This is a genomic window from Synechococcus sp. BS56D, from assembly GCF_004332405.1.
In the GTDB taxonomy this organism is placed as follows: Bacteria; Cyanobacteriota; Cyanobacteriia; order PCC-6307; family Cyanobiaceae; genus Synechococcus_C.
The window spans coordinates 39,481-61,623 of record NZ_PHQU01000003.1 but is presented as its reverse complement, the minus strand read 5'-3'; the positions used below and the strand labels follow the sequence as shown (position 1 = coordinate 61,623).

The 22,143-nt window shown below is 58.0% G+C and carries 20 protein-coding genes; 13 read left to right on the top strand and 7 right to left on the bottom strand.

The features are described 5' to 3' along the window. Positions 1 to 6: 6 nt before the first annotated feature. A complete protein-coding gene (gene ribBA, locus CWE17_RS05080) occupies positions 7 to 1,686 on the bottom strand; it encodes a bifunctional 3,4-dihydroxy-2-butanone-4-phosphate synthase/GTP cyclohydrolase II (RefSeq protein WP_131455298.1) in 1,680 nt (559 codons plus the stop codon). Between the two features lie 87 nt (positions 1,687 to 1,773). Here ribBA and argC point away from each other — a divergent pair, with 87 nt between their 5' ends. Then, positions 1,774 to 2,838 carry an N-acetyl-gamma-glutamyl-phosphate reductase gene (argC, locus tag CWE17_RS05075; RefSeq protein WP_131455569.1) on the top strand — a complete coding sequence of 355 codons (1,065 nt, stop codon included), beginning with the start codon at positions 1,774 to 1,776 and terminating at the stop codon, positions 2,836 to 2,838. On the opposite strand, the gene purN is transcribed toward argC, so the two are convergent. Further along, positions 2,829 to 3,392, bottom strand: a complete 564-nt coding sequence (gene purN / locus CWE17_RS05070) for a phosphoribosylglycinamide formyltransferase (RefSeq protein ID WP_370318275.1) — start codon at positions 3,390 to 3,392, stop codon at positions 2,829 to 2,831. The genes argC and purN overlap by 10 nt on opposite strands. Positions 3,393 to 3,516: 124 nt before the next feature. On the opposite strand from purN, the gene CWE17_RS05065 reads away from it, so the two are divergent. From CWE17_RS05065 to CWE17_RS05055, 3 genes are read left to right on the top strand one after another with little or no spacing between them, the layout of a single operon-like run. Beyond that, entirely contained in the window at positions 3,517 to 3,882 is a 366-nt protein-coding gene (locus CWE17_RS05065) for a DUF1257 domain-containing protein (protein WP_131455296.1), read from the top strand. Between the two features lie 4 nt (positions 3,883 to 3,886). Next, positions 3,887 to 5,596 (top strand): M61 family metallopeptidase, encoded by a 1,710-nt coding sequence (locus CWE17_RS05060; protein WP_131455295.1) that lies wholly within the window; start codon positions 3,887 to 3,889, stop codon positions 5,594 to 5,596. Continuing rightward, on the top strand, positions 5,578 to 6,504 hold the full coding sequence (locus CWE17_RS05055; protein WP_131455294.1) for an N-acetylmuramoyl-L-alanine amidase: 927 nt from the start codon (positions 5,578 to 5,580) through the stop codon (positions 6,502 to 6,504). Before CWE17_RS05060 ends, CWE17_RS05055 begins: the two co-directional genes overlap by 19 nt. Here the strand turns inward: CWE17_RS05055 and CWE17_RS05050 are convergent, their stop codons facing one another. Further along, positions 6,505 to 7,203, bottom strand: a complete 699-nt coding sequence (locus CWE17_RS05050; protein ID WP_240789286.1) for a helicase DnaB — start codon at positions 7,201 to 7,203, stop codon at positions 6,505 to 6,507. A 216-nt stretch (positions 7,204 to 7,419) separates the two neighbouring features. Between CWE17_RS05050 and CWE17_RS05045 the strand changes: the two genes are divergently transcribed. After that, the gene (locus CWE17_RS05045) at positions 7,420 to 9,018 is read left to right on the top strand and encodes a glucose-6-phosphate isomerase (protein WP_131455292.1); all 1,599 of its coding nucleotides are present in this window, start codon (positions 7,420 to 7,422) and stop codon (positions 9,016 to 9,018) included. A 3-nt stretch (positions 9,019 to 9,021) separates the two neighbouring features. Here CWE17_RS05045 and leuS read toward each other — a convergent pair whose 3' ends face one another. Continuing rightward, a complete protein-coding gene (gene leuS, locus CWE17_RS05040) occupies positions 9,022 to 11,658 on the bottom strand; it encodes a leucine--tRNA ligase (RefSeq protein ID WP_131455291.1) in 2,637 nt (878 codons plus the stop codon). A 67-nt stretch (positions 11,659 to 11,725) separates the two neighbouring features. Then, complete coding sequence (locus CWE17_RS05035; RefSeq protein WP_131455290.1) at positions 11,726 to 11,947, bottom strand: hypothetical protein; 222 nt, start codon at positions 11,945 to 11,947, stop codon at positions 11,726 to 11,728. 22 nt (positions 11,948 to 11,969) lie between these two features. Here CWE17_RS05035 and dapF point away from each other — a divergent pair, with 22 nt between their 5' ends. The 5 genes from dapF (at position 11,970) to dacB (ending at position 16,891) form a co-directional block, all read left to right on the top strand. Beyond that, complete coding sequence (dapF, locus tag CWE17_RS05030; protein ID WP_131455289.1) at positions 11,970 to 13,097, top strand: diaminopimelate epimerase; 1,128 nt, start codon at positions 11,970 to 11,972, stop codon at positions 13,095 to 13,097. Then, positions 13,090 to 14,259: a cysteine desulfurase family protein gene (locus CWE17_RS05025; RefSeq protein ID WP_131455288.1), complete on the top strand. Its 1,170-nt coding sequence runs from the start codon at positions 13,090 to 13,092 to the stop codon at positions 14,257 to 14,259. Before dapF ends, CWE17_RS05025 begins: the two co-directional genes overlap by 8 nt. Before the next feature lie 46 nt (positions 14,260 to 14,305). Further along, positions 14,306 to 15,001: a DUF1995 family protein gene (locus CWE17_RS05020; protein ID WP_240789251.1), complete on the top strand. Its 696-nt coding sequence runs from the start codon at positions 14,306 to 14,308 to the stop codon at positions 14,999 to 15,001. A 58-nt stretch (positions 15,002 to 15,059) separates the two neighbouring features. Continuing rightward, positions 15,060 to 15,575, top strand: coding sequence for a DUF4330 domain-containing protein (locus tag CWE17_RS05015; RefSeq protein ID WP_131455286.1), 516 nt, complete (start codon positions 15,060 to 15,062; stop codon positions 15,573 to 15,575). Positions 15,576 to 15,646: 71 nt separating this feature from the next. Continuing rightward, the gene (gene dacB / locus CWE17_RS05010) at positions 15,647 to 16,891 is read left to right on the top strand and encodes a D-alanyl-D-alanine carboxypeptidase/D-alanyl-D-alanine-endopeptidase (RefSeq protein ID WP_240789250.1); all 1,245 of its coding nucleotides are present in this window, start codon (positions 15,647 to 15,649) and stop codon (positions 16,889 to 16,891) included. Here dacB and CWE17_RS05005 read toward each other — a convergent pair. Together CWE17_RS05005 and coaD are read right to left on the bottom strand one after the other, a co-directional pair. Beyond that, entirely contained in the window at positions 16,866 to 17,807 is a 942-nt protein-coding gene (locus CWE17_RS05005; protein WP_131455285.1) for a hypothetical protein, read from the bottom strand. The two genes, dacB and CWE17_RS05005, sit on opposite strands and share 26 nt — an antisense overlap. Continuing rightward, entirely contained in the window at positions 17,807 to 18,301 is a 495-nt protein-coding gene (gene coaD / locus CWE17_RS05000) for a pantetheine-phosphate adenylyltransferase (protein ID WP_131455567.1), read from the bottom strand. The genes CWE17_RS05005 and coaD overlap by 1 nt, the downstream gene beginning before the upstream one ends. A gap of 97 nt (positions 18,302 to 18,398) precedes the next feature. Here coaD and uvrC point away from each other — a divergent pair, with 97 nt between their 5' ends. Genes uvrC through CWE17_RS04985 form a run of 3 tightly spaced genes read left to right on the top strand, consistent with a single transcriptional unit; the run spans position 18,399 to position 22,128 of the window. After that, positions 18,399 to 20,351 (top strand): excinuclease ABC subunit UvrC, encoded by a 1,953-nt coding sequence (gene uvrC, locus CWE17_RS04995; protein ID WP_131455566.1) that lies wholly within the window; start codon positions 18,399 to 18,401, stop codon positions 20,349 to 20,351. Then, a complete protein-coding gene (locus tag CWE17_RS04990; protein WP_131455284.1) occupies positions 20,348 to 20,638 on the top strand; it encodes a hypothetical protein in 291 nt (96 codons plus the stop codon). Before uvrC ends, CWE17_RS04990 begins: the two co-directional genes overlap by 4 nt. Before the next feature lie 2 nt (positions 20,639 to 20,640). Further along, the gene (locus CWE17_RS04985) at positions 20,641 to 22,128 is read left to right on the top strand and encodes a cryptochrome/photolyase family protein (RefSeq protein ID WP_131455283.1); all 1,488 of its coding nucleotides are present in this window, start codon (positions 20,641 to 20,643) and stop codon (positions 22,126 to 22,128) included. Positions 22,129 to 22,143: the final 15 nt, after the last annotated feature.

Sequence of the window (22,143 nt, the reverse complement as noted above, 5' to 3'; positions counted from 1 at the left end):
CCTGAATTAGGTCCACTGGAGCAGCAAGGGTTCACCCTGCTCGAGCTGCTCCAGCACCTTGCCTTGGCGAAGCTCCATTAAAGAGCCTTCCCTGCGATCGAGCCGTTGGGGCGGGTGATCCAGTTGCTCTGCCCGTCCAGTGCTGTAGAGCCCGATGCGTCGGGTGTGTGTCCAGAGGGCCAGGGCCGAAAGCAACTCCTTGAGACGGGCTGCACGCTGCGATTGATCTGGGGGATCACCCTCGGAGAGCTCGGCGAGTCGCCAGGCCAACTGCGGACGCTCCCAGAGCGCCAGGAGCCTCGGAGCGCTCACAGGCAGAAGCGCAAAGCCAAGGCGCTGGGCCAGGGCATCCGCATCGGCTTTCACATCAATCAGCGAAGCCCCATCGGAATCCCCATCCCAGCTGACCACGGTGGCGATATCACTGATCCAGTGGCCAAGCTTGTCTCGCTTGACCGCCAGATACTCAGCATTGTGATCACCGGGGCTGATCACCAGAGGCACTCGGTCAACAACCTCAAGTCCATAACCACCGAGTCCAGCAATTTTGCGGGGGTTGTTGGTGAGCAGACGAAGTCTGTGGATCCCTAGATCGCTGAGAATTTGCGCACCAACTCCATAGTTGCGTAAGTCGGCAGGAAAGCCGAGTTTCTCATTGGCTTCAACGGTGTCGAGGCCACCATCCTGCAGGCTGTAGGCCTTGAGTTTGTTGATAAGGCCAATGCCGCGGCCTTCCTGTCGCAGATAGACCACGACGCCCTCGCCCTCGGCTTCGATGCTTCGCAAGGCAGCTTCTAGTTGGGGACGGCAATCGCAGCGGAGCGAGCCAAAGGCGTCACCGGTCAGGCACTCGGAATGCATCCTGACGAGGACTGGTTCCTTGAGGTGCTGGGGATCACCCTTGATGATCGCCACATGCTCACTGCCATCGAGTTGGTTTTGATACCCAATCGCCTGAAAAGACCCAAACAAGCTGGGCATGACGGCATGGGCCTGCCGAACCACGAAACGCTCGTTGTCCAGTCGATAGCGGATGAGGTCGGCGATACTGATTAATCGCAGATTCCACTGGGTGGCGTAGGCACGCAATTCCGGAAGCCGCGCCATCGAGCCATCGGGGTTCTGGATCTCGCAGATCACACCGGCCGGATTCAGGCCTGAGAGCTTGGCCAGGTCCACAGCTGCTTCGGTATGGCCCGCTCGTTTGAGCACGCCTCCTTGACGGGCACGCAGGGGAAAGATGTGCCCTGGTCGGCGCAGATCGGCAGGGCGGGCATCCGCTCGTAAGGCCACCTGGATAGTGCGTGAGCGGTCTTCTGCGGAGATGCCGGTTGAGACTCCATGCTCAGGACCAGCATCAATACTCACTGTGAAGGCGGTCTGGTTGGCATCGGTATTGCGATCAACCATTAGGGGCAGGTCGAGAGCGTCAAGGCGCTCGCCTTCCATGGAGAGACAAATCAGACCCCGGGCGTGGGTCGCCATGAAGTTGATCTGATCGGGGGAGGCGAACTGGGCCGCACAGATCAAGTCACCTTCGTTCTCCCGGCGCTCGTCGTCGACGACGACAACACACTCTCCGTTGCGAATCGCCGCCAGTGCATCGGGAATGCTGTCAAATCGGATGGATGACAGGTCTTCAGTTGCGTGTGAGGTGCTCAGCGGGCCTGTGACATAAATCTCCACTCATTATCGACACCGGTACGATCTGGCGAAGACTGACTGCCGAAGAGAGAGCGGTTGATGGACAACATTCCTCCGGGACGGCCTGGCATGACGTCAGCCACGGTTGCTGTGATCGGTGCCTCCGGGTATGGCGGCCTACAAACTCTTCGATTGCTTGAAGGCCACCCAGGTCTGAAGGTCTCCTTGCTGGGGGGTGAACGGAGCGCTGGAAAGCGTTGGAGTGAGGTCTGCCCCTTCCTCCCCCTTCAGGATGACCCTGAAATTGAAGCGCCCGATCCCGATCGCATCGCCGACCGTGCTGACTTCGCCTTACTGAGTCTCCCCAACGGGTTGGCAAGTGATCTGGTGCCAGCCCTTTTAAAGCGTGGTGTCAGGGTCGTTGATCTCTCTGCCGATTACCGATACCGCTCTCTGGACCAGTGGTCGCAGGTCTATGTCCACGAAGCATCCCAACGCCAGCGTCAGGACCATCAGCTCTGCGAAGAAGCGGTGTATGGCCTCCCTGAATGGAATGGGCCTGCCATCGCTGACGCCCGGCTTGTGGCTGCTCCTGGCTGTTTCCCCACGGCAAGCCTGCTTCCGTTACTGCCGTTTCTGAAGCAGGGACTGATCGAAACCGAAGGCTTGATCATCGACGCCAAAACAGGAACATCCGGTGGAGGACGAGCGGCCAAGGAACATCTCCTCCTAGCCGAAGCTTCCGAATCCATTTCTCCCTATGGGGTGATCGGTCATCGACACACCTCAGAGATTGAACAGTTGGCGACGCAAGCGGCCGGTAGCGAAATTCAGCTTCAGTTCACGCCACACCTTGTGCCAATGGTTCGTGGACTGCTGGCCACGGTGTACGGGCGTCTTCGCGACCCAGGTCTCACCGCAGATGACTGCACCACGGTGTTGGAGGCCTTTTATCGACATCACCCGTTGGTCAGGGTGCTCCCCGTCGGCACTTATCCAGCCACCAAGTGGGTCAAGCACACCAACCGGGCTCTGCTCTCGGTCCAGGTGGATCACCGAACGGGTCGGATTGTTCTGATGGGCGCCATCGACAATCTGATCAAGGGGCAGGCTGGCCAAGGCGTCCAGTGTTTGAACTTGATGGCTGGCTTCCCTCCAACCACAGGATTACCTCTGGCTCCCTTCTATCCCTGAGCGCGCCACTGCTGAGCAGCGAGAGCGACGGCCCAGGGCAACAAGCGGTGCTCCTCGCGCCTGATTCTCTCCGCCAGTGAATCCTTGTCATCAGTTGGGAAGATCGGCACAGCTGCCTGGGCAATCACGGGTCCTGAATCGACCTCTGGTGCCACCCAGTGGGCGCTGCAGCCAGTGATCTTCACTCCGGCCTCGAGGGCCTGGCCAATCGCATCAACCCCTCGAAAGCTGGGGAGAAGAGACGGGTGCAAATTGATCAATCGCCTTGGGAAGGCGTTGATCAGCACGTCAGTCACAATCCGCATCCAACCCGCCATCACGATGGCTTCGACCCCAGCATCACGAAAACAGGACACCAGGGCATGATCGAGTTCCTCTCTGGTGGGGTACTCACGATGGTCAAGAACCAGGGATTGAAGCCCTAAGCGTTCCGCTCGCGTTCGAGCGCCACAGTCGGCCTTATTGACCACGAGGAGATCGACCTTGCCATCCACACGACCGTCGCGACAGGCATGCACGAGAGCCTCCAGGTTGCTTCCCCTGCCAGACGCCATGACCCCCAACCGCAGGGGGGGATCAAATTGTGGCCAGTGGGTGGCAGGCGGCGACAGAAACGCACAAGAGGATTCCCCGTTCGTGTTCTGCTGGCTAGGGTTTTGAAAAGCGGGCATTCGGCTCATGTCCCATCTCTCCATCCTGCCCACCGCCCTGGACGATCCTGAGCGCTTGCAGGTTGTGCTTCAAGAACAGGGATACAAGGTCACGCGTCGGACCATCCTTTTCACCCTTGGCTCAGGCCATATTCCCGTTGAGGTCCTGGCAAGCAAAGGCTCAATCCGCTTTGGCTGGCGTCAGCTTCCAGGACAGCAGTGTCTCGACTTGGTGACAGACCTGGGCCATGACGCTGCCCACCCTTTCTATCAACAACTGCTGAGTCAAATCATCCGCCGTTATGCACTGCATCAGGCCATGACCAGCATTCCAGGGTTGCAGGACCAGGGCTACACCGTGGAAGCACCCCAGGACTTCGCGGTCTCCCGTTGATTTGATGACGAGCGATTTGTCTGCCGTCAGGGTTCGTCTGGACCTAACGGAAGCTTCAAGTCAGACGATCACTGTGACCATGACCTGGAGACCAGCCCAGGCCACGACCCGATGGCAACTGCCGGTGTGGACACCAGGCTCCTACACGGTCCGTGATCCGGTTCAACACCTCCATTCACTCTCCTGCAAACAGCAGGGGAAATCTGTGCCGCTCCGTCGCACGTCACCGTCTTGCTGGAGAGCGGATTTACAACCAGATCAAGACGTTGAAGTTCGATATCAACTGGAAGCCCGACAACTCACGGTCAGAACCTGCTGTCTCGAGCCGCAGTTCGCCAGCCTTTGTCTTTCCGCCGTTGTGATGTTGGTGGATGGCTTTCGATGGTCACCCCATCATCTGGAGCTGATTTTGCCAGCGGGCTGGCAAGCAGCCGTTCCTCTTCCCCACGATCAAGGGGTTTACCACAGCGACGATTTTGATGCCCTTGTTGATAGTCCTGTCCATGCGGGGTGTTTCGAATCCCAGCCCTTTGAGGTCATGGGTTGTCAGCACGAACTGATTCTGTTTGGAGCACCACCCCAGGGCTGGCCACCGGACTTTCTTCGCGACATCAGCGTCATTTGTGAGGCGACCTGTCGTCTCATGCAAACGTCACCGCCAAGCGCTAATCGCTATCAACTGGTTCTGTTGATGTTGGATCAGGGTTACGGAGGGCTTGAACATGATCACGCCGCTGTCCTCCACTATTCCTGGAAGTCACTAGCAGGAGAAGACGGATACCTCAAGCTGCTCCAGTTGATCGGACATGAGTATCTGCATCAATGGAATGTGCGGCGGTTAAGACCCCGCGACTACATCCCTTATGACTACGGAGGGCCTGTGGTTTCAGACTGCCTCTGGTTTGCTGAGGGGGTGACTAGTTACTTCGACCTCGGCCTGCCCTTGTTAGCGGGTTGTAGCAATCAGGAGCAGTACCTCAAGGATCTAGGTCGTGATCTCTCCACTGTTCTGATTAGTCCTGGTGTCGGTATCCAGAGCCTTGCCGACAGTTCCCGTGAAGCATGGGTTCGCCTGTACAAAAGAACTCCAGCCGGTGCCGACAGCCAGATCAGTTACTACGTCCTTGGTACTGCGATGGCGTTCTGTTTGGACGTCATGTTGCGGGAAAGCGGAGCATCACTGGCCTCGCTGTTGAGACAGCTCTGGGATCACTTTGGTCGCCATGGACGAGGCTATGGCCGTAGTGATCTGTTGAATGCGGTCAAACAACATCATCCAGAGCTGGCCCAGTCTCTCCCTGTTTGGCTCGATCACTGTGGATCCCTCCCGATTGAAGACTGCGTCTCCAGAGTGGGGCTGAAGCTAAACCCAGTGCTGGCAGATCGGGCTGAAAGCGGTCTGGTGCTTCGAGAGGAGCGGGGAGCAATTCTGATCGAGAGGGTGGCGCAACAAGGTCCAGGATCCAGGGCGGGTCTGATTCCAGGAGATGAGCTCATCGCCCTTCATGGGCATCGGATTCGCAGCCTTGAGGATTGGCAAATCCTTTGGGCAGGACCAGATGAAGCTGTCGTGCACTTTGCTCGTCGGGGCCGCATGGCTGAGACGCACCTTCAACAGGCCCCACCATCACTGGACCACTGGGAATTGAGCTGTGATCCTGGGGCATCACCGCAGGCGAGCGCTCTTCGAGACGCATGGTTTCGGATCCTTTAGGCCCACTGCGCAAGCTGGTTCAATCCGGCACACGCACCTCCGGTCGCCTGCTGGCACTCGTCGCTGCAGGATCGATGGTCTGTGCGGTCAGTTTTCTCCTACTCAGTGCAGGGCGCTCCGACACTGACAGGGCTAAGGAACGCCCCTCTCTCCTTGAGTTATTGGATGAAGTGGGGCGCACGACTGAAGGAGCTTCCGAGACACTGCCGAAGGAATCACCTCCGGAAGCCCCCCGCGCCCTCGCCTGGACATCGCCTTTGGCTCGGCAATGCAGTGGCATCGATCAGGCCATTCAGAAACGCCTGAAGAACAAAAAGGCGCGTCTTGCCTCACTCCGCCAATCGATTGCCATCGACAAAAGCAATTATGGGAAGCGCTACCGGCGGGATCCATGGAAACGTCCCTTGGATCCAAGCCCCAGGGTTGTGATTCTGCATGAGACGGTCTTTTCAATGAATTCAGCCATTAATACCTTCCAAACCCATCACCCACGAGACGAAGACCAAGTGAGCTATCACACGTTGATTGGGCTTAACGGACAGATTGTGGATCTGGTGAGCCCAATCGACCGGGCCTTCGGGGCTGGTTATTCAGCATTTCTCGGTGAATGGGCAGCAACCAATCCAAAATTCAAGGGCTCGGTGAACAATTTCGCCCTACACCTGAGCCTTGAAACACCCGAAGATGGTCAAAATGACGGATCGAAGCACAGCGGGTACACAGCAGCCCAATACGACGCTCTCGCGCTGGTACTGGATGAATGGATCCACAACTACGGGTTTTCTCCTGCTGCAATCACCACCCATGAACATGTTGATCTTGGCGGGGAGCGATCAGATCCTCGCAGCTTTAATTGGTCTGAATTGCAGAAGCGACTTGCGGCACTCGGGCTTCTCTGCAGCTCCTGATCAGATCACCCCACTCTCGGGTGCACGTTGAGTGGAGTAGATCAGCCCGTGCAGAGCTGGATCCTGCATGTAGCGGAGAATGCGGGCGGGGTAATCCAACTTGCCGTTGTGAAGGTAGGCCAGGGTGGCAATGGCCTTGGCGTCGATGGCAGAACGGCTGGCCATCAACATGCGCTCTTCGTCAAAACCAAGCTCAGCCTTAAGTCGTGCCATCTTTCCAACGAGTAACTGCACATTCGAGGCTGGATCAAGCAGCGTTTCCCTGGCCTTGGCAATTTGAGCATCGGTGGGGTTGCGTGGGAGGCGACCCTGATGCATCAGTTCGGAAAGACCCAGCTGTGCAGGGCCAAGGGTGGAGAACAAACCTGAATGGGCTACGAATGGAAGATCCTCTCCGGGCTTGGAATGCTGGATCTCGTCATACAGGATTCCTGCAATCAGCATGGGATTGACATGCTGCCGATTCGCCTCGAGCAGGATGACTGGCTTCAACTCTTGGAGACGCTGAAGTGTGTTGAGACGTAGGGGCTCCAGTTGGTCCACCCCGCGAGTGAACAACTGTGCGAGCGGGGTCTGAGGGCCATGCACGCCAAAGCGACGCTGCAAAAACGCCAGCTCTTCAGCAGAAAAATCAGTTGGCTGCCCGTAAGGCTCCCGAGGCTGATCACTCGCTGTGGCAGGGGTGCTTCGTTCTGCAATCACCCTGTCAATCGACACGGGCTCCCTCACGCCCAACAGAGCAGCCAACGAAAGCAGAACCCCCGTGACAGGTAGCAGGAGACTGAGCTGAGGCCTCAAGCGCACGGATGGTTAATGAACGAATCCCTATAGACGCTAGCTGGGGTGTCGCATTTGATGGGCAGACTGCTGGATCCTGGATAGGTTCTGCGAGTAGGCGATCTGCTCCGACCCGAGATGAGCTTTCCAGATTTCTGCGCGAGTGACAGCCAGATTCAATGGCAGCGGTTCTGTGATCTGCTCTGGTTCCACGATGACCTGGGGATGTGGCTGGATATCAGTCGCATGCATCTCAACCATGGTGATCTTGAAGAGATGGCCCCCGGGTTCGACCGGGCCTTTAGCGCCATGGAGGCGTTGGAGGGCGGTGCCATTGCCAACGCCGACGAACAACGGCAGGTCGGTCATTACTGGCTGAGACAGCCTGAGTTGGCTCCCACACCACAGGTGCGTGACCATATCAGTGCTGAGATTGACTCCATTGAGGCCTTTGGTCAGGCGGTCCTGAGCGGGACCATTCAGGCACCCACTGGTCAACCCTTCACGGATGTGCTCTGGATCGGAATTGGTGGAAGTGGACTCGGGCCCTTGCTGATGATTCGGGCACTCCAGAACCAGGGAGTGGGGCTTCCCTTTCATTTCTTCGACAATGTCGACCCCAACGGCATGAGTCGTGTGCTCGCATCGCTTGGTGACAAGCTCCGCACCACGCTTGTGATCACGGTCAGCAAATCAGGCGGAACCCCCGAGCCGCATCTGGGCATGGAGCAGGCCCGTCATCGTCTTGAGTCCATTGGCGGCAACTGGAGCCAACAGGCCGTTGCAATCACGATGAAGAACAGTCATCTCGATCAGCAGGCGGTGCAGGAGGGCTGGCTCAAGCGCTTTGACATGTTCGACTGGGTGGGTGGTCGCACCAGCATCACCAGTGCGGTTGGTCTGGTTCCTGGTGCTCTGATCGGTACAGACATCAGGCAATTCCTGGCCGGAGCTGCCCAGATGGATCAGGCCACACGTCTGACGGATCTACGTCGTAATCCCGCGGCCTTGATGGCTGCAGCCTGGTTTAAAGCAGGCGAAGGCAAAGGCAAACGCGACATGGTGGTGTTGCCCTATCGCGACCGTCTCGAGGTCTTCAGCCGCTATCTGCAGCAACTGGTCATGGAATCTCTTGGCAAGCGTCTTGATCGCGACGGCAATGTCGTCCATCAGGGCATCGCCGTTTACGGCAATAAAGGCTCGACCGATCAGCACGCTTACGTCCAGCAACTACGAGACGGCGTAGACAATTTCTTTGTGACCTTCATCGAGCAGCTGACCGACGCTTCTGATATTCCCGAAATCAACGGGGAGCGCCCTGGCGATTTCCTCGACGGTTTCCTACAGGGAACTAGATCAGCCCTGATGGAGGGGGGTCGCCAAAGTATCAGCATCTCGATGAAGGACTTCGATGCTCGTCGCCTTGGCGCTCTGATTGCACTGTTTGAGCGCGCAGTTGGCTTTTACGGCGAACTTGTCAACATCAATGCTTATCACCAGCCCGGAGTGGAAGCCGGCAAGAAAGCAGCGGCTGCGATCCTCAATCTTCAGGGTCAAGTTGAAGCTCTTCTCGCTGATGGAGTGAGTCGTTCGGTTTCAGACGTTCAACAGGCAATCGGCGAAGGGTCAATGGAATCCGTGTTCTGGATCCTTCGCCACCTGTGTGCCAACAGCCGTGGCTACGTGGCGCAAGGAAGCTGGGATCAGCCGGCTTCCTTGCGTTTTGCCAAGAGCTGATTGTCAGGGCACAAGGTTGACCAGCTTCCCCGGCACGACAATCACACGCCGGGGAGGCTGGCCCTCCAGCCATTTCGCAGCCACATCACTGTTGAGGGCGAGCTGTTCCAACATGGCTTGATCTGCATCTGCCGGCACCCGAAGGCTTCCACGCACTTTGCCCTTCACCTGAATCACCAGCTCGATGCTCTCTTGCACCAAAGCCGAAGGATCATGCACCGGCCATGGTTGCTTATGCACACTGCTGGCGCCGCCGAGTCGTGACCAGAACTCCTCAGCCAAGTGAGGCGCAAATGGTGCGAGAAGACGCACGAGCCCTGAGAGGACTTCGACTCGCACTTCCGGACTAATGGCCTCGAGTTGCCCTGAGAGAGCGTTGGACAACTTCATGAGCTCAGAAATTGCTGTGTTGAACTGATAATCGCCACTGAGATCCTCATCAACAGCAGCAATGGCTGTATGCAAAGCACGACGGATCTCGCGATCGAGATCGGTCATCGGAGCATCTGGGAAGTTGCCACAGCTGTCTTGAACCTGAACATTCAAATTGACGCCTGTATCAACCAAGCGCCAGAGACGCTGCAGGAAACGAAACTGACCTTCAACATCAGCATCATCCCATTCCAGATCCTTCTCGGGTGGAGCTTTGAAGAGAATGAACATCCGTGCCGTATCGGCGCCATAACGATCAATGACGGCAGCTGGATCGACGCCGTTGTACTTCGACTTCGACATCTTTTCGAAAAGGACCTCGAGAGCACCACCGTCCTCTGGATCACGGGGATCCTGTTCATCGGCGACATCCGCAGGTGCCACATAACGACCGGTCCGAGGATTGCGATAGGTGACCCCTTGCACCATTCCCTGAGTCAACAGACGCTCAAAGGGTTCACGGGTGCCAAGTAATCCACGGTCATGCAATGCCTTAGTGAAGAACCGGGCATACAGCAAGTGGAGAATGGCATGCTCAATCCCGCCGACATATTGATTGACAGGAAGCCAGTGATTGACGTTTGTTGCTGAAAAAGGACGTTCTTGATTATGGGGATCAGCGAAACGAAGGAAATACCAGGATGAACACATAAAGGTATCCATCGTGTCAGTTTCTCTCCGCGCCGGTTGGCCACAGCAAGGGCACTCCACTGTCAGCCAAGAGGAGAGCTGAGCCAGTGGTGAGCCCCCTTTCCCTGAGAGGTCAATTCCATGGGGAAGCTCAACTGGGAGTTGTTCCTTGGGTACGGGAACAGCGCCGCAACTGTCGCAGTGAATGATCGGAATCGGACAGCCCCAATACCGCTGGCGGGAGATCAACCAATCCCTCAGTCGATACTGAACCTTGGTCCGGGCCCAGCCTTCACTTTCGCCATGGAGGGTGATCGCTGTTTTCGCATCCTCAGAGGCGAGACCATCGAAGCGCCCTGAATTGACAAGAACACCCGGCTCTGTCCATGCCTCGCCATCGAGTGTTTGAGATTCCACGCCTGGGATCTGTACGACCCGGTGTAAGGGCAGCTCATGGCGTCGGGCAAACAGGAAATCCCTTTGGTCATGAGCCGGCACACCCATGACGGCCCCGGTGCCGTAATCGGCAAGCACATAGTCGGCAATCCATACCGGAATGGTCTTCCCATTCACCGGATTGATCACCTCAGCGCCGATCGGAATCCCGCGCTTGGGTTGGTCATCAGCGGTTCGCTCTTCCTGGGAGAGGGTCGACATCAGATCTCGAAAAGCCGCCACGGCAGTGGCTTCGGTCGTACTGACGAGCTGATCAACGAGGGGATGCTCTGGGGCAAGAACGACGTAACTCGCTCCAAACAACGTGTCCGGCCTGGTGGTGAAGACAGTGATGTGCTGGTCAGAGGAGCTTCCGTCAGCGGCGCACACCTGGAAGTCAATTTCGGCTCCCTTCGAGCGCCCGATCCAGTTCGCCTGCATGGTGCGCACCCGCTCCGGCCACCCCTGGAGCAGATCCAAATCATCCAACAGAGCATCGGCATAATCCGTGATGCGTAGGAACCACTGACGCAGGTTGCGCTTCTCAACGAGCGCACCGGAACGCCAGGACTTGCCATCGGCATCCACTTGCTCGTTCGCAAGAACCGTCTGATCGACAGGGTCCCAATTGACGATCGCTTCTTTCTGGTAGGCCAAGCCACCAGCGTGTAACTCCAGGAAGAGCCACTGGGTCCAGCGGTAGTAATCGTCGTGGCAGGTAGCGAATTCGCGATCCCAATCAATCGATAGGCCAAGCCTGTCGAGTTGGGTCCTCATTTGGGCAATGTTGCGGTCCGTCCATACCGCTGGATCCACACCGCGTTCGATGGCGGCATTCTCAGCTGGCAGTCCAAAGGCATCCCAGCCCATCGGGTGAAGCACGGCATCCCCTCGCATGCGCTGCGTGCGAGCAATCACATCCGTGATCACATAGTTGCGCACGTGTCCCATATGCAGAGAGCCCGATGGATACGGGAACATCGAGAGCGCATAAAAAGGACGTTGCCCCGGCTGTGGTTCAGCTGTGCGGTCCTGCTGGCAGTCCTTCCAGCGCTGCTGCCAACGGTCCTCAAGAGTGAGGGGGTCGTAGCGATGATCACTGGAAGACGTCGAAGCAGACGTCGATGGGGGTACGGCGCTCACGGGCAGGGCTCACCTGGTTGCGATCGTGACACAGCTGCTCTCGCTTGCTGGGAAACAAACGATCAGCTCAACCGAGACAACGGATCACAGCAATCGCCCGTCTAGAGATCAACAGAGGTTGATCGGCATCAGAGCGAGTGAGGGCAAGGAATTCAGGATCTTGCCAAGCCAGCACTCCTTCGTGACTTGCACCGTTGAGAAGTTCAAGTCGCAAAGCCCGTTGCTCTCTCAACCAGGTCTGCAACAGACGAACGCCCGGCAGACTGGGGTCGAAACAGGTGGTCTCCATCTAACCGGCGCCGCGTAACACCATGCTCCAGTTCAGCAAGTATCAGGGTCTTGGCAACGATTTTGTTGTCCTGGAAGGGCGAGCCGGACAGCTGGATGCAAGCATCCGCAACCCTGATGCAGCTTGGATCCGTCGGATCTGTGATCGACGCTTTGGAATCGGTGCCGACGGGATCATCCTGGCGCTGCCGCCGGAGACTGATGGGGATCTCCGCATGCGCATCTTCAATGCCGACGGCAGTGAAGCGGAGATGTGCGGCAATGGCATTCGATGTCTGGCCAGGTTTCTGGCTGACAGCGATGGCAGTCAAAGCGGTGAGCGCTGGCGCATCGAGACAGCCGCCGGAATGATCGTTCCCGAACTCCAAGCTGACGGTCAGATCAAAGTGGATATGGGGCTTCCATTTCTCATTCCAGATGAAGTCCCGACATCGCTCCCGGTGGGGTCAGCTGGTTTGCCGCAGGGGGAGTTAGAGGTTGCGGGGGTCACCCTGAGCGTTGCGGCGGCCGGCATGGGGAATCCGCATGTCGTCGTACCTGTTGAAAACCTCAAAACCATTCCGTTTGAGACCTGGGGTGCTGCTCTAGAGGTCCATGACGCCTTCCCGGCCAAAACGAATGTGCACTTTCTTCAGGTGCATGGTCCACAGTCCCTTGAAATCCGAGTTTGGGAACGCGGGGCAGGACCAACCCTTGCCTGTGGAACAGGCGCCTGCGCCACCCTGGTCTGCGCTCATCTCCTTGGACTTGCTGACCATTCCGCGCAGGTGAACCTTCCTGGAGGCCCACTGCTGATCAGTTGGCCTGATCGCAGCGGCTCCATCTTCATGACCGGACCAGCCGAAGCGGTCTTTGACGGAGTCTTAGTTCCTGAATTGGTTCCCACACAGGTGGTTGCTTTGGCCCCTGAGCCCCAAGCAGCAACCCAACGAGCAGACAACGACACACCTTCAAGCATCGAGGCTGAGTTCAACTGCGCAACGGCCTGTCAGGAGACTTGTCAGAAACCGGATCACTGTCTGCGCGCTGAAGCCCAACGTCAGGTGCAAGCCCTCCTCGAGACGATGTCGCTCGACACAATGATCACCCTCGCCGGCGACAGCCTCGAACAACGCACACGGGCTCGAATGGACCGCGAGACCAGTGGCTGACAGCGACAGGGCCTTGTATTTCGACGCGTGTGCGACAAGCCCTACCGATCCAGAGGTGATCGATTGGATCGCTGAGGTGCAGCGCAGCGCCTGGGGGAACCCATCGAGCCTGCATGGCCATGGTCTGAAGGCTGCTGAATGCTTGGAGCGATCGCGTGTGCAGCTCGCCAGCAGTTTGCGGGCAGCGGCGAACGACTTGGTCTTTACTTCAGGTGCATCAGAATCCATTCACCTTGCTTTGCTTGGTCGAACGGTCGACCGTGCTCCTGGACGCCTTGTGGTGTCGTCTGTTGAGCACCCAGCAACGATGTCGGCAGCTCAACAGCTGGCCAATCAAGGATGGGAGGTGGTCGAGTGGCCTGTAGACCCGCAGGGCCAGATCGATCTGGGGCAGCTTGATTCCCTCTTGGATACACCAACCGAGATGGTGTCGCTCATTTGGGGGCAAAGTGAGATCGGCAGCCTGCAACCCGTGGATGTCGTCGGCGCGGAATGTCGACGGCGAGGCATCACCTTTCACGTGGATGCCACGCAGGTGGTTAGCCAGGGCCGGCCTGATTGGTCAACCTTGCCCGCTGATTTACTGAGCGCGTCGTCCCATAAATGTGGCGGGCCCAAGGGGGTTGGCTTCCTGCTGACTCGTTCCCATCAACGTGAGTCCATGCGCCCATGGCTGGGAGGCGGAGGCCAGGAACAGGGATTGCGTTCGGGCACACAACCAGTGGCCCTGATCGCGGGCCTCACGCTCGCGATCTCCAAACTGCCTGCCTGGACGTCGTTGTGCACCTCGCACAGCACCCGTCATCTCCGTGATGAGCTGCTAGCCAGCTTGCTCGAAGATCCTCGACTACGCCTCTCCGGATCCAGAGATCAGCGTTTGCCCCATCACATTTCGCTTCTGGCGTCTGACGATGCAGGCCGCGCCCTCTCAGGTCGAGCTCTCGTCCGCGAGATGGCCCAACAAGGCGTTGCCATCAGCAGTGGTAGTGCCTGTGCGTCTGGCCACGACGAGGGCAGTTCTGTGCTTAGGGCCATCGGACTGAATGCAGAGGCCAGTAAGTCAGGCATCAGAATTAGCCTTGGCCCTTGGAACAATCCGAGCGAACTTCCCTTGGTACAAGAACGTCTTTCGCGCTCCCTCGATCGGCTGCAAGGGCGTTGAAGGTCAGGATTGGCAGTACCCTCCGGCCTTGCCATGGAACTCTGCCGTGACCAGAACCCTTCCCGCCGACCTGAAGCAGGCTGAAGAGCAGGCGAGGGAGTCACTGCTCGAGGCATTGAGCGATGGCAAGTCGCGCCGCTGGATGGTGAGCATGCGCTTCGAGGGGCTACGGGTTCTCCCTGTCGCTCTGAGGCTTGCTCGCAAGCTGCAGGAGACTGGTCAAAACCCAGTGCTGGCATTCCCGGATGCTGGATCGGCAGCTCTTGCCCAGAGGGATGAACCAGAGCTGGCGAAATCTTGTTGTTCCCTTCAGGACCTCTGCCGTGGGCGATTGATGGAGCGTCAAGACGATTTGCTCCTCGCTGTGGCACCTCAACCCAGCGATTACGACGAACTGGAGCAGGCCTGCGCGGACTGGACTGGTCAAGTGGCCATGCTCAATGGCCGTCTTGAAGATGCTGCAGTTGGCATCGGCAGCGTGGCTCGATCGAGACGCCAAGGTTTTGTGGCGACCTGGAAGGTGGCTTACTGGCTTCAGCCGTTGGACGGAGCCGCTCTCCTTCATCAGTGGCCCCAACCATGGTCTCTGTTTAGGGCCGACCCCGACGGCTACCGATTCGTGATGGACTACGAACGACGACCGGATCCCGAGCAGATCGATGAGGCCCTTGCCGGCACCGGTTCCGAGCTGAACAGGCAGATGGGGGCGATGGACCGTTTTCTCAATGACCTAAGTAGCTGAGGGCTCTCTTGTAGACCCTTGGAGGGCTCCGTATCGTGGCGGTTCAGGATCTCGCGTGATGGCTCTCAACCAACGCATCAAGGGTGTGAACGCCGTTGACGGTTTGGCTGCCCTACTCGGCATTGCCGCTTTGGCTGGCGTGCTGTGGAGCCCGAAACTGAGCAACACCGTTGCTCGAGCGACAGGGTCAGTCAAACCCGTTCAGATCAGCGTGGACGTGCGTGGAGTCCCTGCCGCCGATCCTGACCGCCTTCTCAGGGACGCCTTGCAGGCCGGCCGAACCAGCATCGTGATTCGCAACCAGCCCCACGGGTCCGTCCGCTTGGTGCAAGTGCAAGACATCACGCGCAAGTTGGTCACCCTCACCCCCGATGGTCGCGTGCTGACCGCGGTCGATCCCAACCGGAGCATTCAGGGCACACTCGATGCCCGTTTCATCCTGGATGGGGAGGCGACGGTCTCAGGTTCCGGTGTGGTGATGGCAGGAACCAACCTCAAAATCGGAACTCCCGTGGAACTGGAGGGTCCGCAATATCGGGTCAACGGAACGGTCAGTGGGGTCGAGATCCAGTGACAAGGCTTCCCAACAACAGAGTCCAAGGACGCAGCCTGGCCGCTCTGAGGCTGTCTTTATCTGCACTGGCATTGTCTGTCCTGCTACCCGCCCCCGGACGGACAGCCGAGCCTGAGCTGCTCGCCCCTCCATCACCTCTGCAAACACTGGGTTGGCCAAGCCTGCGTGACGGAGAGCGTTGTCTCCCTCTTCAAAACGCTGTTGATGTTGCCCTTGGTCCTGAAAAAAAGGCCTGGAGCATCACGATTCTGAATGAACAGGGCTCTGTTCTTGCCGCGGTCAACGGTGCTGCAGCTCTGATTCCGGCATCGAATCAGAAATTGATCACCACGGCCTATGCCCTCGACCAGCTCGGTCCAGATTTCCGCCTGAGAACCCGTTTATTGCAACGCTCTGACGGGGTCCTGGAACTGGAGGGAGAAGGGGATCCAGATCTAGGAATTGCTGGACTTCAGCGTTTGGCGATGGCAGCCCTAGGCCAGGGTGGGAGTCGTCGCGAAGCATCGGGCTCTATCCAGCTGATGCTTCGCGAGGAACCGCCCCAACGTTGGTGGCCCCGTGACTGGCCCCAGGCCGACCGGATGGAGGCTTATGGGGCTCCCGTGACGCGACTGGCCTTGACGAGCAACGCTCTCGGCATGGCTGTTCAAAACCCGGCTGGACGATTCCAAAGCCTGTTCACAAAAGAAGTGCAACGGCAGGGTGGGCGGGTAGCCCTGAAGGTGGTGCACCCCACGCAAGGCTCGCTCGAACAACAGGGTGTTGTCGATGATCTCTTGGTGCTCCATGAGGAGGTCTCCGCACCGATGCATTCCCTGCTGAGCCTGTCGAACACCGAGAGCCACAATTTCACCGCCGAAGTGCTGTTGCGGGAAGCCTCCGATCAGTGGGATGTGACGCGTGCCTCACAGCGGGTCCAGCTGTGGATGCAAGGCCAGCATCTGCCGACCTCAGGCTTACGGATTGCAGATGGCAGCGGGTTGTCGCGTTCGAATCGAGTCAGCAGTCAGACCCTTGCTGCTCTGCTCCTACGGATGCATCAACATCCCCTAGGCCCCTATTACCAGGCCTCCATGGCCATCGCCGGTAGGCGAGGGACACTAAGGAATTACTTCCGGGGCAGCAGTTTGGACGGAAAACTCTGGGCTAAAACCGGCACGCTCCGCGGGGTTCGTTCGGTGAGCGGCTTTCTGGAGACCAGTGATGGACTCCGATTCGTGAGTCTGATCTCGAACGGTTCCTGGGCTCCGAACGAGACGATCGGAACCGTTCTCAAAGCTGCGCAGAAATTCAGCCGGTGTTCCGCATTGACCTGAGACGAGATGCGGCTCGACGGGCTCTGGAAATTGGCACAGCCTCCCCTGAGTCATGGGGAGCAGAAGAACGGGTAGGACTTGATTCAGAACGAAGGGTCTGAATCTTCACGAGTTCCTGGCGACCGCCCAAGACCACTTGTGCCATCTCCTTGAGTCGAGTTTCAAGTTCGCCGAGAGTTTGTTCCGCATAACGGTTGGCACCGTCCTGAACGGAAGCCGCCTCCTGACGACTCCTCTGAATAAGGGCTTCACACTGTTGTTGAGTCTGCTGCCGGTAGGTCAGCGCATCCTGATGGAGGCGTTCTGCCTCGCTCTGCGCTTCCTTCTGTACCCGGATTCCCTCCATGCGGATCTGTTCCAGCTCTTGAAGAGATTGCTGGCGACTGCGTTCATGCTGGTCAGTGAGCTGGCGCTTTAATTCGATCGCCTCCTGATCAAGCTGTTGACGGCGTTGCAGGGCTTCCTGTTCAAGCTGCTGGCGCCGGCTGGCGAACTGCTGCTCAAGCTGCGCATGCTTCGCCTGCATGTCGTGCTCCATTTGAGCCGCCTGCTGACGGGTGGCCTGAAGAAGCTGTTCACACTGCTGACGGGCCTGGTCCCGCAGCTCGTTCACCTGCCGTTCTGCCTCCTGACGAATCGAGGCAGCATTGACCATCTGATCACGCTGTTGAGCTGCTTTCTGGACGATTTCATCCGCCTGCTGCCGAGCGGTGGTGATGAAAGTGTCACGTCGCTGGATCAACTCATCAGCCTGATTGATCTGTCCCGGAAGGGTTTCACGAATGGCATCGAGAAGTTCGATGGCGTCCTGCTCATTCACGAGCCGACCACCACTAAAGGGAATACGACTGCCTTCCAGCACGATCTCCTCGAGCTGGTCGAGCTGGTCGAGTACGGGGAACCGGATCTCGCTCATCACGGACGCTGGCGGAAAGACTGATTAAAGAGCCTGCGCAGATCATCCGCCACCACGGGGGGAACCATGTGATCGACCTGTCCACCGAACCGGGCCACCTCCTTGACCACTGAGCTACTGAGAAAGCTGTGGTGAGCTGTGGTGGCGAGGAAGACGGTCTCGAGATCGGGTTCGAGCGAACGGTTGGTATGGGCAATCTGAAGTTCGTATTCGAAGTCACTCATGGCGCGGAGTCCTCGGAGGATCACATCGCTCCCGGTTTCGAGCGCACAACGCACGGTGAGGCCATCGAAGCTGATCACCTGAATGCCCGAGAGGTGATGGGTCGCTGTCTGGATCTGAGCGAGCCTCTGCTCCAGAGGAAAGGCAGGGGTCTTCCCCGGGTTTTGAAGCACGGCAACCACTACCTCTCCGAACAGCTGGCTACCCCGCTCGATCAGGTCGAGGTGACCAAGTGTCAGTGGGTCAAAACTGCCTGGGTAGAGGGCACGCATGCTGGGCATCAAGACCAGTCGGATCCTATGCAGAGGCCGCGAGACTGGTGTTCAATCCAGGCAATGCAGAGGCGGATCAACCTTGAGCCCACCAACGCTGCGAACGCCATTACTCACGCAGCCTGACCGACTGGAACAGCGTCTGAAGGACATCCCTGCGGAGCCCGGTTGTTATCTGATGCGCGATCAGGACGACCGCATCCTCTATGTCGGCAAATCCAAAAGTCTGCGCAGCCGTGTGCGCAGCTATTTCCGCAGTCGCCATGACCTGTCGCCACGCATCCGTTTGATGACAAGGCAGGTCTGTGAAATCGAATTCATCGTGACCGACAGCGAAGCCGAAGCTCTCGCTCTTGAGTCAAATTTGATCAAGAACCATCAGCCTCACTTCAATGTGTTGCTGAAAGACGACAAGAAGTATCCCTACTTATGCATCACCTGGAGTGAGGACTATCCGCGGATTTTCATCACGCGACGCCGCCGTTTTCGCAGTCCTCTGGATCGTTTCTATGGCCCCTACGTGGATGTGGGTCTGCTGCGACGCACCCTGTTCCTGGTGAAACGGGTGTTTCCGTTGCGCCAGCGCCCCAGACCCCTGTATGCCGACCGCACCTGCTTGAACCACGCCATTGGCCGCTGCCCAGGGGTGTGCCAAGAAAAGATCAGCTCCGAGGACTATCACCGCACCCTAAGAAAGGTGGCGATGGTGTTCCAGGGGCGTAGCGACGAACTGCAGACGCTCCTCAGTGAACAGATGGAGAAATATGCGGAACGGCTGGATTTTGAATCGGCAGCGAGGATCCGTGATCAGCTGCAGGGTTTGGATCAGCTGACCGCTGACCAGAAGATGAGCCTGCCCGATTCCTCCGTCAGTCGGGATGTGCTTGCACTGGCCTGTGATCAACGGGTCGCTGCTGTCCAGCTATTCCAGATGCGAGCTGGAAAGCTGGTGGGTCGACTGGGCTTCACAGCCGATGCGCAGGCGCTCGAACCAGGTTTGATTCTCCAACGCGTCATCGAAGAGCACTACAGCCAGGTGGATGCGGTAGAGATTCCGCCAGAAGTCCTGGTGCAACATCCCTTGCCCCAACAGACCCTGGTTGAGGAGTGGCTTGGGGAACAACGGGAGCGGAAGGTACAAATCCATGCACCGCAGCGTCGTCAGAAGGCGGATTTAATCGAACTTGTGCAACGCAATGCCGAATTTGAATTGCTGCGCGCTCAACAGGGCCAGGAGCAACAGGCCCTCGCCACGGAAGATCTCGCCCAATTGCTCGAGCTCCCCAGACCACCCAGACGGATTGAGGGGTACGACATCAGTCATATCCAAGGGAGTGATGCCGTGGCCTCTCAGGTGGTGTTCATCGATGGATTACCCGCCAAACAGCACTACCGCAAATACAAGATCCGCAGCAGCAGCGTGCGCGCTGGCCACAGCGACGATTTCATGTCGATGGCCGAGGTGATCCGCCGCAGATTCCGCCGATGGGCCAGGGCAAAGGCAGAGGGAGCAGATCTTGGTGCCCTCCGTCACCGGGGAGGCAGCGCTCTCCAGACCGATGGCCTCAACGATTGGCCTGATGTGGTGATGATCGACGGCGGCAAGGGTCAGCTTTCTGCCGTGATGGAGGCCCTGAGGGAGCTCAATTTGGATGAGGATCTGACCGTCTGTTCCCTGGCAAAACAACGGGAGGAGGTGTTCCTGCCGGGCGAGCGCGACCCGCTCGACACGGACCCGGACCAGTTGGGTGTGGCCCTACTGAGGCGTTTGCGGGATGAGGCACACCGCTTTGCCGTCAGTTTCCATCGACAGCAGCGGGGCGAACGGATGAAGCGTTCCAGGCTGTCTGATATCCCCGGGCTAGGCCCGAGAAGGGTTCGAGACCTTCTCTCCCATTTCCATTCCATCGATGCGATTCAACTCGCTCCTGTAGAGCGGCTCATGGAGGCCCCGGGGGTAGGGCGCTCCCTAGCGGAACAGATCTATGGCTTCTTTCACCCAGAAGCGTCGGCAGAGCAGAGTGAGCGCGAAGACAACACGACTGGATGAAAAAACTGCTGCCGCTACTGCTCTGCCTCTTGAATCTGCTGATCGTTTCCGTTGCGATGGCGGCGCCGGGCCTCTGTACTGGACCCATTTGCGCAGACAACATCAGCCGCAGCGCGAAGAACCACTGGCAATTGGTTCTTCGACTGAATGATCAACAGGGTCACCGGGAAAAAGTGGTGATGGATTGCAAGGCCAGTGTGTTGAGTCCCCGTGCAGGGCTAGTGGATCGCGGCTTCGCCCTGGCTTTAGGGAAGCGTGCCTGCCGCTTGGCTGGTGAAGAGGCCTGACCATGGAGCTGACACTGATCTTTCCCCATCAGCTCTTTCAAGAGCACCCCGCTCTGGAGCCGGGAAGGGAAGTGGTTCTGATCGAAGACCCGCTCTTGTTTGGAACCGATCCAGCTTGGCCACAACAGCTGCACCGACAGAAGTTGATCTTGCATCGCGCCTCGATGCAGGCCTTCGCCGATGCGCTTCACCAGCGTGGTTTTTCCGTGAGGGTTCAGAGGCACGATGAAGCCACTGATACAACAGCGCATCTGCAAAAGCTCTACGACGCCGGATACCGCAGCTTCCACTGCGTTGATCCCGTCGATGACCTGCTGGAGAGGAGGCTGACCAGCTTTGCCAGTCGTTTCACCTGCAGACTGGAGCTCCTACCCACCCCGATGCTGCTGACTCCCTCAACGGTGGTGGAGGAGTTCTTCGGTCGTGGTCGCCGTCCCCTCATGGCTGCGTTCTACGCCATGCAGAGAAAGCGATTGAACCTGCTCTTAGAGCCTGACGGCTCCCCCTGCAGTGGGCGCTGGAGTCTTGATGCGGACAACCGCAAAAAACTGCCAAAGGGCATCGAGATCCCAGAGCCTCCGACCCATCAAGACGACCGCTGGGTTGAGCAGGCTCGGCCGGGGCTAGAGACCGAGGCCCTCCCGCTGATCGGCTCAGGCAAATCCTTCGCCTATCCAGTGACGCACGCCGCGGCCGAGGCCTGGTTGATTCAATTTGTCGAGCAGCGTTTCCAATTCTTTGGGACCTATGAGGACGCCATCAGCACACAGCACAGGGTGCTTTGGCACAGCGTTTTGACACCCATGTTGAATGTCGGCTTGCTAACCCCCCAGCAGGTTCTGAATCGCATTCTGGAACGGGCCTCTGAGGGGGATATTCCCCTGAATTCTCTAGAGGGATTCATTCGTCAGCTCATTGGTTGGCGGGAATTCATGGCCGTCATGTACCGACGCCATGGCATCGAGATGCGAAACGGCAATTTTTGGGGGTGCGAAGACAAACCACTGCCCAAGGCCTTCTACACAGGCTCGACGGGCTTACCACCAGTGGACGATTCGATTCATCGCGCATTGTCGAGTGGTTACTGCCATCACATCGAGAGACTCATGCTTCTGGGAAATGTGATGCTCCTCTGTGGTTTTCACCCCCGTCGTGTCTGCACGTGGTTTATGGAACTATTTGTGGATGCCTACGACTGGGTGATGGTGCCTAATGTGCATGGCATGAGTCAGTTTGGAGATGGTGGGATCTTCACCACCAAGCCCTACATCTCAGGTTCGAACTATGTTTTAAAAATGTCGGATTACCGGCGCGGTGATTGGTGCAAGAGCTGGGATGGGCTCTTCTGGAGTTTCATCGCTAGGCACGAAAAGTTCTTCCGCGCTCAACCAAGACTGGCCATGATGACAAAGAATTTGGACCGGATGCCAGCTCAAACACTCGCAACGCACCGTCAATCGGCGAACGATTTTCTTGACGGGCTCACCTGAACCCTGTTTATGGTC

Excerpts from the sequence above, each read along its gene's own strand:
- CWE17_RS05060 (WP_131455295.1), top strand. The coding sequence starts at position 3,887 with ATGACGAGCGATTTGTCTGCCGTCAGGGTTCGTCTGGACCTAACGGAA.
- CWE17_RS04990 (WP_131455284.1), top strand. The coding sequence starts at position 20,348 with ATGAAAAAACTGCTGCCGCTACTGCTCTGCCTCTTGAATCTGCTGATC.
- CWE17_RS05015 (WP_131455286.1), top strand. The coding sequence starts at position 15,060 with ATGGCTCTCAACCAACGCATCAAGGGTGTGAACGCCGTTGACGGTTTG.
- CWE17_RS05005 (WP_131455285.1), bottom strand. The coding sequence starts at position 17,807 with ATGAGCGAGATCCGGTTCCCCGTACTCGACCAGCTCGACCAGCTCGAG.
- CWE17_RS05045 (WP_131455292.1), top strand. The coding sequence starts at position 7,420 with ATGAGCTTTCCAGATTTCTGCGCGAGTGACAGCCAGATTCAATGGCAG.
- argC (WP_131455569.1), top strand. The coding sequence starts at position 1,774 with ATGACGTCAGCCACGGTTGCTGTGATCGGTGCCTCCGGGTATGGCGGC.
- CWE17_RS05065 (WP_131455296.1), top strand. The coding sequence starts at position 3,517 with ATGTCCCATCTCTCCATCCTGCCCACCGCCCTGGACGATCCTGAGCGC.
- purN (WP_370318275.1), bottom strand. The coding sequence starts at position 3,392 with ATGGCGTCTGGCAGGGGAAGCAACCTGGAGGCTCTCGTGCATGCCTGT.
- CWE17_RS04985 (WP_131455283.1), top strand. The coding sequence starts at position 20,641 with ATGGAGCTGACACTGATCTTTCCCCATCAGCTCTTTCAAGAGCACCCC.
- CWE17_RS05035 (WP_131455290.1), bottom strand. The coding sequence starts at position 11,947 with ATGGAGACCACCTGTTTCGACCCCAGTCTGCCGGGCGTTCGTCTGTTG.
- dapF (WP_131455289.1), top strand. The coding sequence starts at position 11,970 with ATGCTCCAGTTCAGCAAGTATCAGGGTCTTGGCAACGATTTTGTTGTC.
- CWE17_RS05055 (WP_131455294.1), top strand. The coding sequence starts at position 5,578 with ATGGTTTCGGATCCTTTAGGCCCACTGCGCAAGCTGGTTCAATCCGGC.
- coaD (WP_131455567.1), bottom strand. The coding sequence starts at position 18,301 with ATGCGTGCCCTCTACCCAGGCAGTTTTGACCCACTGACACTTGGTCAC.